Origin of the sequence: Candidatus Poriferisodalis sp. (assembly GCF_965203655.1) — a bacterium.
Lineage (GTDB): Bacteria > Actinomycetota > Acidimicrobiia > Acidimicrobiales > Poriferisodalaceae > Poriferisodalis.
The window spans coordinates 214,674-227,102 of record NZ_CBDBDD010000003.1 but is presented as its reverse complement, the minus strand read 5'-3'; the positions used below and the strand labels follow the sequence as shown (position 1 = coordinate 227,102).

Genomic DNA, 12,429 nt, shown 5'->3' with positions numbered 1-12,429 from the left:
CTGCTCTCAGTCGGGAACGACGGCCGTGGTGATGATCTCCACCATCGCATCGGGTTCGACCAGCCCAGTCGTCCCCAGCAGCGCCATCGCCGGGAAGTGCCGGTTGAGATGCTTGCGGTGGGCGGCCCCCACGCCGCGGAGGTCGTCCCGGTAGGCCTGCACATCGGTCGCGTACACCACCATCGACACGATGTCGTGGGGTTCGCCGCCGGCATGCGCCAGCGCCTCGACGACGTTGCCCAGTGCCACGTCGTACTGCTCGGCGAACGTGTCGCCGACCACGGCACCGGTCGGGTCTGCGGCGATCTGGCCAGCGAGGTACACCGTCCGCCCGTCAGCCGGCACGACCGCGTGGGAGAAGCCCGGCGAGGGCGACATCGATTCGGGGCTGATCAGCCGGTGTGGCGTGCTCATCTCATCGTCCTTGCCATCTCGTCTTCTCCAATGTCTCGAGTGTCATGACGGTCCTCCGTCGAGCACGACCTCTCGGCCGTTGTGATCGCCGTCGAGCAGCTCCATCACCGCCTCGACCACTTCGGCGATCTCGATGATCCGTCCGTGGGGCGTGGCCTTGGCCAAGGCGGCTTCAGCCTCGGCGAGGTTCTTGCCGGTCTGGCGGGCAATGTTGGCGATCGTGGCGACAGTCATCTCGGTGCGGACGAAGGTCGGGCACACGGAGTTGGCCGTGACCCCGGTGCCATCCACCTCGGCCGCCACCACACGCGTCAGGCCCATGACTGCGTGCTTGGACGACGCATAGGCGGCGATGTACTTCGCGCCCTCGACGCCGGCAATCGAGGCAACCGTCACGATCCTGCCGGCGTCGCGTTCCAGCATTCCGTCGATGACGGCTCGGGTGCACAGGAATGCCCCGGTCGCATTGACCGCGATGCTGCGGTGCCACTCCTCCAGCGTCGTGCGGCTCAGCCGGTTCGATCCCGACACGCCGGCGTTGTTGACGAGGATGTCCACCGGGCCGATGTCGGAGAATGTCGAGGCCACCTGCCGCTCATCGGTCACATCGCAGATGCGGGCCTCGACGCCGTCGAGCGGGTCGGCAGGCGCCGAGGTGGCCAGGGCGATGACGTTGTGGCCCGCACTGGCGAGTTCGAGGCTGATGGCCCGGCCGATCCCGCGAGTGCCTCCGGTGACGACGGCCGTGCTCATGCGGCAGCTCCGGCGTTGTCGAGCATGGTGGGGACTGTACTACTCTTTTTGACATCGCAAATTTCACGCGATCTCACGGATGCAGCGAACGATGACGGATCCCGAACGGATGCCTCGATGAAGATCGCCTGCATCGGGGGCGGCCCCGCGAGCCTGTTCTTCAGCATCCTGATGGCCAAGCAAAGCCCGGGCCACGACATCACCGTGTACGAGCGCAACCGCCGCGGCGACACGTTCGGGTTCGGCGTGGTGTTCTCCGACGAGACGCTTGCCAACATCGCAGAGACCGATCCCGGCTCGATCGCTGCGATCGAATCGGAGTTCCGCTACTGGGGCGCGATGGATGTCCGCTACCGGGGACGGACGATCACCTCCGACGGGCACGGCTTCGCCGCGCTGTCCCGAGTGCGTCTGCTCGAGATCCTCACCCGCCGGGCGATCGAGCTCGGCGTCCGCGTCGAGTTCTCCGCCGAGGCCGACGCAGACGCGCTGTGCGGCAACGTCGACCTGGTCGTGGCCGGCGACGGCGTCAACAGCAGCACCAAGTCCCGCTCCGCCGACGACCTGCGCCCAACGATCCGCCACGGCTCTGCGAAGTACATCTGGACCGCCACCGACGCCCCCTTCGACCGCTTCACGTTCATCTTCGAGGACTTGTTCCTCGAAGACATCAAGCACAGCGAGGACTTGTTCCTCGAAGACATCAAGCACAGCGAGGACGGGGGGCGCCGCACGGTGCAGGCGCACATCTATCCCTACGACGACACGCGCTCCACCTTCATCGTCGAGATGGCCGAACCGACGTGGGAACTGGCCGGCCTCGGGGGCCACGACGACGGGCTGGCAGCAGGTCAGTCCGACCAGCACGCCCTGGACTGGTGCAGCCGGCTCTTCTCGGACCATCTCGACGGGCGGAAGCTCATCGGCAACAACTCGCGGTGGATCAGCTTCCCCCGCATCTCATGCGAGTCGTGGATCGCGAACAACGTCGTGCTGCTGGGCGACGCCGCACACACGGCGCACTATTCGGTGGGCAGCGGCACCAAGATGGCGCTGGAGGACGCGATCGCGCTCGCCGATGCCATGGCCGCAACGGGCGATGTCTCCACGGCGCTCAAGAACTACGAGTCCGAGCGTCGCCCCCAGATCGAGAGCCTGCAACGGGCCGCTGCCACCAGCGAGGACTGGTTCGCGAACGTCGACCATCACCGCCAGCGTCCGTTCGAGCAGTTCGCGTTCTCGCTGTTCACCAGGTCGCAGCGAGTCACCTACGACAATCTGCGCGAGCGCGACCCGCAGTACCACGACAAGACCCTGCGCTGGTTCGCCGAACAGCAGCCGCCTGCACACCGGCCGCCGACCCCCGACACGCCGCCGATCTTCTACCCCTTCACCCTGCGGGACGTGAGCTTTCACAACCGGATCGGCGTGTCGCCCATGGCGCAGTACAGCGCCGTGGACGGGATGCCCAACGACTGGCACAAGGTGCATCTGGGCAGCCGCGCCGTCGGCGGGGCCGCCTTGGTGATGACCGAGATGACTTGCACCTCGCCCGACGCTCGCATCACGCCCGCCTGCACCGGGATCTGGAATACCCGCCAAGCCGAGGCATGGGCCGGGATCACCCAGTTCGTGCACGACTTCACCGACGCCAAGATCGGCCTGCAGCTCGGGCACGCGGGCCGCAAAGGCTCCACGAGGGTGCCGTGGGAAGGCGAGGACGTACCGCTCGAAGCCGGCAACTGGCCGCTGATCTCGGCGTCGCCGCTGCGATACCGGGTCGGCAGCCAGCTGCCGACCGAGATGTCGAATGCCCAGATGGATGCCGTGCTCGACGACTTCGTGGCGGCAACCCAGCGAGGGGCTGACGCGGGGTTCGACTTGGTCGAGCTGCACGCCGCGCACGGCTACCTGCTCTCGTCGTTCCTGTCGCCGGTCACGAACCAGCGCAGCGATGATCACGGCGGCTCGCTCGAGAACCGGGCCCGCTTCCTGCTGCGAGTTACCCAGGCCGCACGTGAGGCCTGGCCGCAGGGCAAGCCGCTGTCAGTGCGGATCTCGGCCAGCGACTGGGTCGAAGGCGGATTCAGCCGATCGGAAGCGATCGAGCTGAGCGACATGCTCAAAGGCGCCGGCGTCGACATCATCGACGTCTCGACCGGCCAGGTCGATCCCAGCGGGGAGCCGGCGTACGGGCGCCTGTACCAGACGCCATTCGCCGAGGCCATCCGCAACACCGTCGGCATTCCGACCATGGCGGTGGGCGCCATCTCCAGCATCGACGACGTCAACACCGTGCTGATGGCGGGCCGGGCCGACATCTGCTTGATTGCCCGTGCGCACCTGGTCGATCCCTACTGGACGCTCAACGCGGCAATCGACCTAGGTCGCAGCGAGCAGCCGTGGCCAATCCAGTACTGGCAGGGTCGCACCAGCCGCCGGCGCGAGCAGGTGCCCGACGCCTTGATCGACCGCGACCTGCGCTGACCGGGCCTCTTGGACTCCAACTGGTGGTTGCGCCCGCTGCGGGGCACGCGTTTCCTAACCGCGAGTGGTGGCGTCGAGCGTTGCTAGGTAGAAGCGGTGTGCGCCGGGACGCAGCTGGCGGTGCAGCTTCGTGAACACGTCGCGAGCCTCGTCTGCGAGCCATCCGTCGGGTGTGACCGAGGGAGGCAGACCGGGGTCTGCATACGGAAGCGATCGCCAGGCGCTGATGTTGTTCATGTGCGCCACGAATGCGTCACGGTCAGACCCGGGCTCGGCGACCCACGCGTCCGAGATGGGCCGCTGAGCCGTGAGGTATTCGCTGTAGAGCTTGTTGATCAGGTCGAGATCCCATGCGCTGGTCGCTATGTGGGGCTCGTCGCTGTCGGGCCGAAAGTCACCCTCGAAGAACGAGACGTAACCCTCCAGTTCGGAGCGCTTGAGCATGGTGCGGGCCTCTCCCAGCAGGGACGCGGGGGCGATCCATGACGCAGCCGGACCGGGCGCGAAGCCCAGACGGGCCAGTTGCGACCGGATCAGGTAGCGCTTGCTGCGCTCTGGCTCGGGGATGGAGAACAGCACCAGCAGCCATCGATCGTCACTGGGCCGAACGCCGTTGCCGAAGATGCGCCGATCTCCTGCTTCGAGGATCTCGCGCCCATCGGCGCTGAGGGCGTACCCGGCCTTGCCGTCCACCCGTTCGGGCACCAGCAGCCCGGAGCGCTTCATGCGAGACGCCGCGGATCGCACGGCCTGCGCATCTACGTCGACTTCGCGCAGCAAGGCGATAAGCCCGCCGACGGCGACCCAGCCGCCGTAGTCGCGAGCGAACAGCCCGTAGGTGTCGAGGATGCGGTCTCTCGGGGACTTCGTCATGCCGTCCTGGCCCAGCCCCGCCGCTATCCGCCGAGCAGCGCAGCCAGCCCTCGCCGCTGGAGCTTCCCTGTCGGCGTCGTGGGCAAGGGCTCGGCGCAGAAGGTGATCCGGCGAGGGTACTTGTAGGGCGCAATCGAGGCCTTGACGTGGCCTTGCAATTCGCATGCCAGTGCGTCGGTGGCTGTCGACGGGTCAGTCAGATGGACAAATGCATGGACGACCATGCCCCGGTCGGCGTCGGGCGTGCCGATCACTCCCGCTTCGGCCACTGCGGCGTGTGTCAGCAGGGCTTCCTCGACTTCGGGGGCGGCGATGTTGTAGCCCGAGCTGATGATCATGTCGTCGGCCCTGGCCTGGTACCAGAAGTAGCCGTCGACGTCACGCACATAGACGTCGCCCGTGAAGTTCCAGCCGTTGCGCACGTAGACGGTCTGGCGTTCGTCGTCGAGGTAGCGGCAGCCGATTGGTCCCCGCACGGCAAGCAGGCCTGCCTGGCCGTCCGGCACGGGAGTGCCGTCGTCGTCGAAGATCGCCGCCTCCCACCCCGGCAGGGGCTTGCCCGTCGAACCGGGCCGTATCTCGGCGTCGGGCGCGGAGATGAAGATGTGCAGAAGCTCGGTGGCGCCGATCCCGTCGTTCAGTCGCAGGCCGAGCTCATGCTCGACGAGCTCGAACGTGGATCGCGGCAGCCATTCACCGGCTGACACGCCACAGCGCAGCGAGGAGAGGTCCGGCCGGGGATCGAGCATCGTCATGGCCCGGTACGCGGTGGGCGAGCTGAAGCACACGGTGGCCTGCCGTCTGGCGATCAGCTCCGCCAATGCAGCGGGACCCGGCTCGTCGCAGAACCAGGTGCACGCTCCTACTCGCATGGGGAAAACCACCTCGCCGCCCAGGCCGAACGTGAACGCCAGCGGCGGACTCCCGACGAACACGTCGTCGGGGCGTGCCCGTAGGATCGGCTCGAACGCATCGGCGATCACCAGCAGGTCTCGATGGAAGTGCACAGCGACCTTGGGATCGCCGGTGGTGCCCGAGGTGGACGCGAGCAGGGCAGGATCCGTCGCGGAGGTGTCCACCGCAGCGAACTCGCAGGACTTGGATGCGGCCGCGGTGTTGAGATCGCCGTTCGGGCCCCAGATGGCGATCGGACCGCCGGTCACTTTCTGCAGCTCGGCTTCCATTCCCGCTTCGCACAGCGAGACCGCCGGCTCGCACTTCGACAACACCTTCGCAAGCTCGGCGGCGCGAAGCAGCGGCATCGTTGTGACAGCCACGGCGCCAGCTTTCAGCACGGCGAACCAAGCAGCCACCATCCAGGGCGCATTGGCGCCCCGTAGCAGGACGCGGTTCCCCGCAACGACGCCGTAGTCCTCAACCAGCACCGCGGCGATCCGGTTGGCGCAGTCGGCCACGTCGGCGTAGGACCACATGTCATCGCCGAGCCCCATGCACGGACGCCGTCCCCAGCCCCGCTCGATCGCCCCGTCGAGCAGCACTGCGGCGGCATTCAGCCGGCTCGGGTAGCAGTACCGCGATGCGTCGAGCCTGATCTGCGGCCAGCGCTCCGCGGGCGGCAAGCGATCGAGGACGAACCGGTCCACATGTGCCGTCGCAGCCGCGGTGCCTGTGCTCATATCCAGCCGTTCATACCCGTTCGGGTAATGCCGTCGATATGACGATCTCTAATCGAACGCTATATCGAGTGTCGCCGTCGCGCAAGGACTTCGTGGCGCGCCCGCGGGGCGCATTTGGCGTGGCGAGTCAGGCCGCATGCCGCCGCGGGATGCGGCCGGGGTCGCCGCTGGTCAGGACGTGATCTTGCGGAAGCGGGCGCCGTACATGATGCCGCCGTAGTAGTTGAAGACTTCGCGGGCGTTTTCGTCGTCGAACGGGTAGTCCGCACCGATCTGGGTGGCTGCGGCGAGCCCGGTCACGAAGCAGGTCTCCTGGCTGTTGACCAGCGTGTGCGCCCCGCAGTGCCAGCTGCGGCGCTTGCCCTGGATGAAGCGGAACAGCGGCACGAGCAGCGTCACCTGACGCACGTCATGCACGACGTGCTGGAACCACCAGCGCTTCACGATCTTGTCCTCGTCGATCGGGGTGTTCGAGTTGTAGGTCACCAGGCAGGGTTTGTCGGAGCCGAAAATCCACGGCTGCTGGTTGTGCATGATGTAGGTGAGCTCGTAGTTGTCGGGCCGGGCGCCGTACTGCTCTACGTGATTGGTGCGTGTGCGAAGGCATTCCACCTCGTCGTCGGGCAGGACCGACGGGTCCGAGTGCACCAGCGTGTGGTTGTGCAGCTCGCTCTCGTAGCGCACCGACGAGAGCACGTAGCGCTCGAGCGCCGTGGGCTTGTCGAGCATCATCAGGGTCTGGTTGGCGTTGGAGGCGAAGATCACCTCGTCGAACGTCTCGCGCACCCCCTCTGCGTCCTCGACGACCACCTCCGACGCCCCCCGGTACACCTTGCGGACCGGTCGGCTCAGATAGATCTTGTCGCCGAAGTCCGCCGACAGGTGCTCGTAGATGCGCCGCGTGCCCTGGTCCCAGGTCTGCATGGGCGTTGCCGTTTCGATGTCGAAGAACTCGAGGTAGCGAGCGAACAGCGCGGCGGGCATGTCGAACACATTCGTCGCCATCAGGAAGTTGACGAACATCGGCTTGAGGATCTTGTACCTGAAGTCGGCGGAGAACCTGCCCACGTTCAGGACCGTCCGCATGCTGATGTAGTTGAACGGGTTCAGCGCATTCACGAACTTGGACCGCGCCCGGGTGAGACGACCGAATGAGTGCAGCCGACCCAGCAGGCGTTGGAACCGCTCGATCTCGGGCTGCAGCTGGTCTCTGATGTCGGAGTCGAAGTCGTGGGCGTACCTGCCGCCCTGGTACTTCACGCTGTAGTTGAACTTGGTCGGGAACAGCTCGATGCCGAAGCGCTCCAAGAGCAGCAGGACGTGGTCGTAGACCGACGGGATGAGCGCGGTGACCGAGATGTCGAAGGGAAGCGACGTGCCGTCGTCCTGCGGCATGTCGACCGTGACAGCGTTGCCGCCGAGGCGATCGTTGGCCTCGAACAGCCGAATGTCGAACCGGTCGGGATGGTGAGCCAGCGCCCACGCGGCACCCAGCCCGGACATGCCTCCGCCGATGATTGCGATCCTGCGCTGCGTCATCGTGCTCCCGGTTGGCGCGCTTGCAGGGATTCGAACCCCGAACCTTCTGATCCGTAGTCAGATGCTCTGTCCAATTGAGCTACAAGCGCTGGTTGCCACTGGACGGGCCGGAGGGCCCGTCGGCGCCCGAACAGTGTACGAGGCTGTTTTCTGCGAACGCCGGGGATTTTGCCGCCTCCGAAACTCTGGCATCTGTGCTTACTGGCTCGAGTCCTTAGTCGGGGTTGCATTGTTCGCTGGTGCTCGCTTCGCGGGCGACATCGGCCGGTGCGCGACCGAGCGCTTCGGCTGCGGCGACCACGTCGGCCCACTCGGGCTTGCTGCGGTGCGGGCCGTGCTTGACCCGAATGGTCTGGCCGTCGACATCGACAGTCGAAATATGTCGTTCGAGCGCCGTGCGCACGACGGTCCGCGCCCGTAATCCCAGCGTGCCGGTGAGGCGCGCCATCAGGTCGCCCAGCGCTGTCACTTCGTCGGCACTGCACAGCGCCATCAGCGTGTTTGCCGGACGGCCGTGCTTCATCACGATCGGGACTGCCCACGCATCCAGCGCTCCGGCCGCCAGCAACTCGTCGATGGCGTGGCCCAGCAGCTCGCCCGTGACGTCGTCGAGATTCGTGGCCAGCTCGACCAACTCCGTGGTGGTTTCGGTGCCGTCGATGGCCGCCATGGACCCGTCCAGCCCGGTATCAGGATGGCTCGTTTCCGTCGCTGGAGTGCCGATCAGCACGCCGGTGACGTTCGGGCGACCCGGCAGATCGCGGGTTCCAGCGCCAAAGCCGACGCTCGTCAGCGTCATGGGCGGCACTGGCCCGAACACCGACGCCAGCGCGGCCACGATGGCGGCCCCCGTCGGGGTCGTCAGCTCCATGTCGATATCGACGCCCACCACTGGGTGTCCCGACAGTAAGTATCCGACTGCGGGCGGCGGGTTCGGCAGCACGCCATGCGCGGCGTGGATCGTGCCCTTGCCCACCGCAACCGGTCCGCAGGCAATCTCATCGACGCCCAGAGATTCCAGCGCCGCGCACACGCCGACGATGTCGACGATCGCATCCAGCGCCCCGACCTCGTGGAAATGGACCTCGTCGGGCGGCACACCATGCACCTGGCCCTCGGCAACAGCGAGCGCCTCGAACGCTGCGAGCGCGCGGCCCCGAATCCGGTCTTCCAAGGGTGCGCGCTCCAGCAACTCCCGGATGTGTCGCCATCGCCGATGGTGATGCCCTTCGGGGGCGTCCACGACGGCCCGCGTCGCCGCCAATTCGTTCCGCCGTACCCGCTCGGCACTGAGCCGCCAGCCGTCAACACCCAGCGTCTGCAGCCGTTCGATGACGAACTCCAGGTCTGCACCGGCATCCAGCAGCGCCCCGAGCGCCATATCGCCTGCGATCCCCGACACCGGATCGAACCACGCCACCGTGCCACCGGGCACAGTTCGCTCGCCGCCCGCAGTGGACGGCCTAGCCACCGGCGCGTCCGACGTCACCGGCGACGTGCCAGAGGCAGCGACGTCATGCATTACCCGGCACCACCATGGGGCTGGCTCCCCATCAGGCCGATCCCTGATCGGAGGCGGCTGCCAGATCCAAGATGCGCATAGCGGCCATCGCGGCACCGAAGCCGTTGTCGATGCCCACCACGGTGATCCCGGCTGCGCACGACGCATGCATGGCCAGCAGCGCCGTCACACCGTCGAGCGCTGCGCCATAGCCCGCGCTGGTCGGCACGGCGATGACCGGTGCAGCAGTCAGACCCGCGACGGCCGTGGCCAGCGCTCCTTCCATTCCTGCTACCACGATGACCACGTCAGCCGAAGCCAGCGTGTCGATCTCGGCCAGGAAGCGATGGAGGCCCGCGAGGCCGATGTCGGTCACCATTCCGGCATCGACGCCGAACGCGCCGAGCACCGCTGCCGCTTCGCTCGCCACCGGTCCATCCGACGTGCCCGCAGCGGCCACCACCACCCGCTCGTGACGCGCTGGGGCAAAGCGCCACACCACGGTCGCCAAGTCGGCTGAAGGCTGTGCTGCGCCATCCGCGGAGACAGGCTCCCGATCGGCAGGGCGGTGCACCACGCCGCCGGGGCACGCGGCAAGGGCTGCTGCAACCTGATCGGTGCTCGCTCGGGTCAGCAGCACCGGGCCGGAGCCGCCGCTCAGCATCTCGGCCACGATGCGGGCGCACTGGCTGGGCGACTTGCCAGGCCCGTACACCGCCTCGGGATGGCCGGTGCGCAGCGCTCGGTGATGATCAATGCGCGCCCCGGCAATGTCCGCGTACGGCAGCCGCCGCAGGCGGGCCAGCGCCTCATCAGCGGTCACCGTCCCGTCACGAACCTCAGCCAGCAATCCGGCGAGCTGTTCAGCGTCCATCGCCTGCCGTTCTACCCGCCGCGGCCCGGGGTCGGGTGCCCGCGGCCCGGTGCGTATCCTGCCCCGATGGCTGCTGCCGCTGCACCCCAGGGCACCTCTGCCCTCTCGCCGTCGACGCGCATCGGGTACATGGGCCCGCACGGCACCTTTACCGAGGCCGCGCTGGCGACCCAGCCAGACCTGTCGCAGTGCACGCCTGTCCCGCTTATCTCGGTGCCCGAGGTGCTCTCTGCGCTCGACGACGGGGCAGTCGACTACGGCTTCGTCCCTGTCGAGAACGCCATCGAAGGCGCTGTCAATGTCACCCAGGACGCGCTCGCGTTCGACTTCGACTTCCTCATCCAGCGGGAAGTTGTGGTGAACGTGCAGCTCGACCTCATGGCACTGCCCGGCACCGCCACCGCCGACGATTTGTCGGCAATCCACACCGTGCTGTCGTTCCCTGTGGCGATCGCGCAGTGCCGTGCGTTCCTGCACACCCAGCTGCCCGACGCCGAGATCGAAGCGGCTACCTCGACAGCGCTGGCGGCCCGGCGCATCGGCGAGGAACAGCTCGCCGGCGTCGCAGCGATCGCCAGCCCGACGGCAGCGGAGCTCTACGGGCTCGAGACCGTCGTGCCCTCCATTGAGGACCACCGCGACAACCAGACCCGCTTCCTGCTGCTGGCCAAGGGCCAGGTGCCGCCGGCCAGCGGCAACGACAAGACCAGCATCGTGGTGTTCCAGCAGCAGAACGAACCCGGCAGCCTGCTGGGAATCCTCATGGAGTTCGAGGCCCGCCGTCTCGACCTGTCCCGGCTGGAGTCGCGGCCGACCCGGCGCGGCCTCGGCGAATACTGCTTTCTGCTCGACTTCGAGGGTCACATCTCCGACGAAGTGGTTGCCGACTGCTTGCGAGCGCTCAAGATGAAGCAGCGCGACGTCAAGTTCCTGGGCTCGTTCCCCGCCGCGAATGGCAACTCCTCGGGCCGCGAGCGCGTCAGCGAGGAAGCCTGGAATACGTCAGACGACTGGATGAAGGCGCTCCGCCGCCTCGTCCGCTAGGCACTGCCGGCTTCCGCTGAAGGCGGCCGAACATGAACCAGCCGATCCATCCGCTTGGAGAGATTGCTCGCCACAGCGATGGCACGACAAGCCTGCGGTTCGAACGCGAGCTGGCGGGCTCAGCCGAACGTGCGTGGCGCGCGCTGACCGAGAGCGAGCAGCTCCGTCACTGGATGCCATGCGACATCATCGGGCCGCGGGAGACAGGCGCCGAGGTCGCAGCCCCATTCTGGGAAGACGTGGTCAGAAAGTACGGCATCGAGGACACCGTGCTCGCCGGTCGCATCGTCACCTGGGATCCGTCCAGCACCTTTGCCTGGGAGTGGGACGACGAGCTGCTCACGTTCAGCCTCGAACCGACCCCGACCGGCACGCATCTCACGCTGACCATCGACTTGGGAGACAAGAGCCCGGAAGTGCACCAGGTGGCCGCCGGCTACCACATGTGCTTGGACCAACTGTGCGCCCTGGTCGACACTGACAACCCGCCACCCTTCATCGACGTCGACCCGAGCCGATACGAAGTCGCATACGCAGGATTTCCCCGGTCGGCGAACTACGACCCGGTGTGGGTTGTCGAGCACATGATGGGGCCCAACCCGCTGTGGCTGACGGAGTCATTGTCGGGGTGCATGGATCTCGACTCGACCATGCGCGTCCTGGATTTGGGCTGCGGTAGAGCGCTCAGCTCCATCTTCCTCGCCAAGGAGTTCGGCGTGCAGGTGTGGGCCGCAGACCTGTGGATCGACGCCAGCGACAACCTCGACCGCATCCGCGCTGCAGGCGTCGAAGACAAGGTCTTTCCCATCCGGGCCGAAGCACATGAGCTGCCGTTTGCCGACGGGTTCTTCGATGCGGTGGTGTGCGTCGATGCCTATCACTACTTCGGGACCGACGACCTCTACCTCGAACAACACCTGGCCCGGCTCATCCAGCCCGGCGGCCAGCTGGGCATCGTGGTGCCCGGACTGGTCGAAGAACTCACGTCGAACGCGGTGCCGGCGCACCTCCAGCAGTACTGGGAGCCAGCCTTGTTCAGCTTTCACAGCCCCGCCTGGTGGCAGCGTCACTGGGAACGAAGCGGGCTAGTGGATGTGGAGCTGGCCGACCTGATGCCCGACGGGTGGAGACACTGGATGGCGTCAGACCTGTCGTGGTCAGAACACCTCGGAAAGCCCAGCGACGAAGCCGACATGCTCGCCGGAGACCAAGGCCAGACCCTGGGGTTGACCCGGGTGGTGGCGCGCCGCAACGACCGACCGACGGCTCGCCTCGCTGAACTGCAGTGACATCCCGCGGCCCCGGCG

Annotated in this window: 10 protein-coding genes and 1 tRNA gene; 3 read left to right on the top strand and 8 right to left on the bottom strand. The window is 67.0% G+C overall.

Annotation, left to right across the window (positions count from 1 at the left end):
- Window positions 1–6 precede the first annotated feature (6 nt).
- Together ACOGW9_RS02545 and ACOGW9_RS02540 are read right to left on the bottom strand one after the other, a co-directional pair.
- Window positions 7–414, bottom strand: a complete 408-nt coding sequence (locus tag ACOGW9_RS02545; RefSeq protein ID WP_419908065.1) for a RidA family protein — start codon at window positions 412–414, stop codon at window positions 7–9.
- Window positions 415–456: 42 nt separating this feature from the next.
- Window positions 457–1,167, bottom strand: a complete 711-nt coding sequence (locus ACOGW9_RS02540) for an SDR family NAD(P)-dependent oxidoreductase (RefSeq protein ID WP_419908063.1) — start codon at window positions 1,165–1,167, stop codon at window positions 457–459.
- Between the two features lie 117 nt (window positions 1,168–1,284).
- Between ACOGW9_RS02540 and ACOGW9_RS02535 the strand changes: the two genes are divergently transcribed.
- Entirely contained in the window at window positions 1,285–3,654 is a 2,370-nt protein-coding gene (locus ACOGW9_RS02535) for an FAD-dependent monooxygenase (protein ID WP_419908061.1), read from the top strand.
- A gap of 54 nt (window positions 3,655–3,708) precedes the next feature.
- Here ACOGW9_RS02535 and ACOGW9_RS02530 read toward each other — a convergent pair whose 3' ends face one another.
- The 6 genes from ACOGW9_RS02530 to larB all read right to left on the bottom strand — a co-directional run bounded on the left by ACOGW9_RS02530 (window position 3,709) and on the right by larB (window position 10,078).
- Window positions 3,709–4,527, bottom strand: coding sequence for a PaaX family transcriptional regulator C-terminal domain-containing protein (locus ACOGW9_RS02530; protein WP_419908059.1), 819 nt, complete (start codon window positions 4,525–4,527; stop codon window positions 3,709–3,711).
- A gap of 23 nt (window positions 4,528–4,550) precedes the next feature.
- Window positions 4,551–6,164 (bottom strand): AMP-binding protein, encoded by a 1,614-nt coding sequence (locus ACOGW9_RS02525; protein ID WP_419908057.1) that lies wholly within the window; start codon window positions 6,162–6,164, stop codon window positions 4,551–4,553.
- Between the two features lie 171 nt (window positions 6,165–6,335).
- Window positions 6,336–7,703: an FAD-dependent oxidoreductase gene (locus ACOGW9_RS02520; protein ID WP_419908055.1), complete on the bottom strand. Its 1,368-nt coding sequence runs from the start codon at window positions 7,701–7,703 to the stop codon at window positions 6,336–6,338.
- A 12-nt stretch (window positions 7,704–7,715) separates the two neighbouring features.
- Window positions 7,716–7,792 (bottom strand) — tRNA-Arg (locus ACOGW9_RS02515).
- Between the two features lie 125 nt (window positions 7,793–7,917).
- Window positions 7,918–9,174, bottom strand: coding sequence for a nickel pincer cofactor biosynthesis protein LarC (gene larC, locus ACOGW9_RS02510; protein WP_419908053.1), 1,257 nt, complete (start codon window positions 9,172–9,174; stop codon window positions 7,918–7,920).
- Between the two features lie 82 nt (window positions 9,175–9,256).
- Window positions 9,257–10,078, bottom strand: a complete 822-nt coding sequence (larB, locus tag ACOGW9_RS02505; protein ID WP_419908051.1) for a nickel pincer cofactor biosynthesis protein LarB — start codon at window positions 10,076–10,078, stop codon at window positions 9,257–9,259.
- A 66-nt stretch (window positions 10,079–10,144) separates the two neighbouring features.
- Between larB and pheA the strand changes: the two genes are divergently transcribed.
- A complete protein-coding gene (pheA, locus tag ACOGW9_RS02500) occupies window positions 10,145–11,122 on the top strand; it encodes a prephenate dehydratase (protein ID WP_419908049.1) in 978 nt (325 codons plus the stop codon).
- A gap of 32 nt (window positions 11,123–11,154) precedes the next feature.
- Window positions 11,155–12,411, top strand: coding sequence for a methyltransferase domain-containing protein (locus tag ACOGW9_RS02495; protein ID WP_419908047.1), 1,257 nt, complete (start codon window positions 11,155–11,157; stop codon window positions 12,409–12,411).
- Window positions 12,412–12,429: the final 18 nt, after the last annotated feature.

Excerpts from the sequence above, each read along its gene's own strand:
- ACOGW9_RS02495 (WP_419908047.1), top strand. The coding sequence starts at position 11,155 with ATGAACCAGCCGATCCATCCGCTTGGAGAGATTGCTCGCCACAGCGAT.
- larB (WP_419908051.1), bottom strand. The coding sequence starts at position 10,078 with ATGGACGCTGAACAGCTCGCCGGATTGCTGGCTGAGGTTCGTGACGGG.
- ACOGW9_RS02535 (WP_419908061.1), top strand. The coding sequence starts at position 1,285 with ATGAAGATCGCCTGCATCGGGGGCGGCCCCGCGAGCCTGTTCTTCAGC.
- ACOGW9_RS02530 (WP_419908059.1), bottom strand. The coding sequence starts at position 4,527 with ATGACGAAGTCCCCGAGAGACCGCATCCTCGACACCTACGGGCTGTTC.
- ACOGW9_RS02525 (WP_419908057.1), bottom strand. The coding sequence starts at position 6,164 with ATGAGCACAGGCACCGCGGCTGCGACGGCACATGTGGACCGGTTCGTC.
- ACOGW9_RS02520 (WP_419908055.1), bottom strand. The coding sequence starts at position 7,703 with ATGACGCAGCGCAGGATCGCAATCATCGGCGGAGGCATGTCCGGGCTG.
- pheA (WP_419908049.1), top strand. The coding sequence starts at position 10,145 with ATGGCTGCTGCCGCTGCACCCCAGGGCACCTCTGCCCTCTCGCCGTCG.
- ACOGW9_RS02545 (WP_419908065.1), bottom strand. The coding sequence starts at position 414 with ATGAGCACGCCACACCGGCTGATCAGCCCCGAATCGATGTCGCCCTCG.
- ACOGW9_RS02540 (WP_419908063.1), bottom strand. The coding sequence starts at position 1,167 with ATGAGCACGGCCGTCGTCACCGGAGGCACTCGCGGGATCGGCCGGGCC.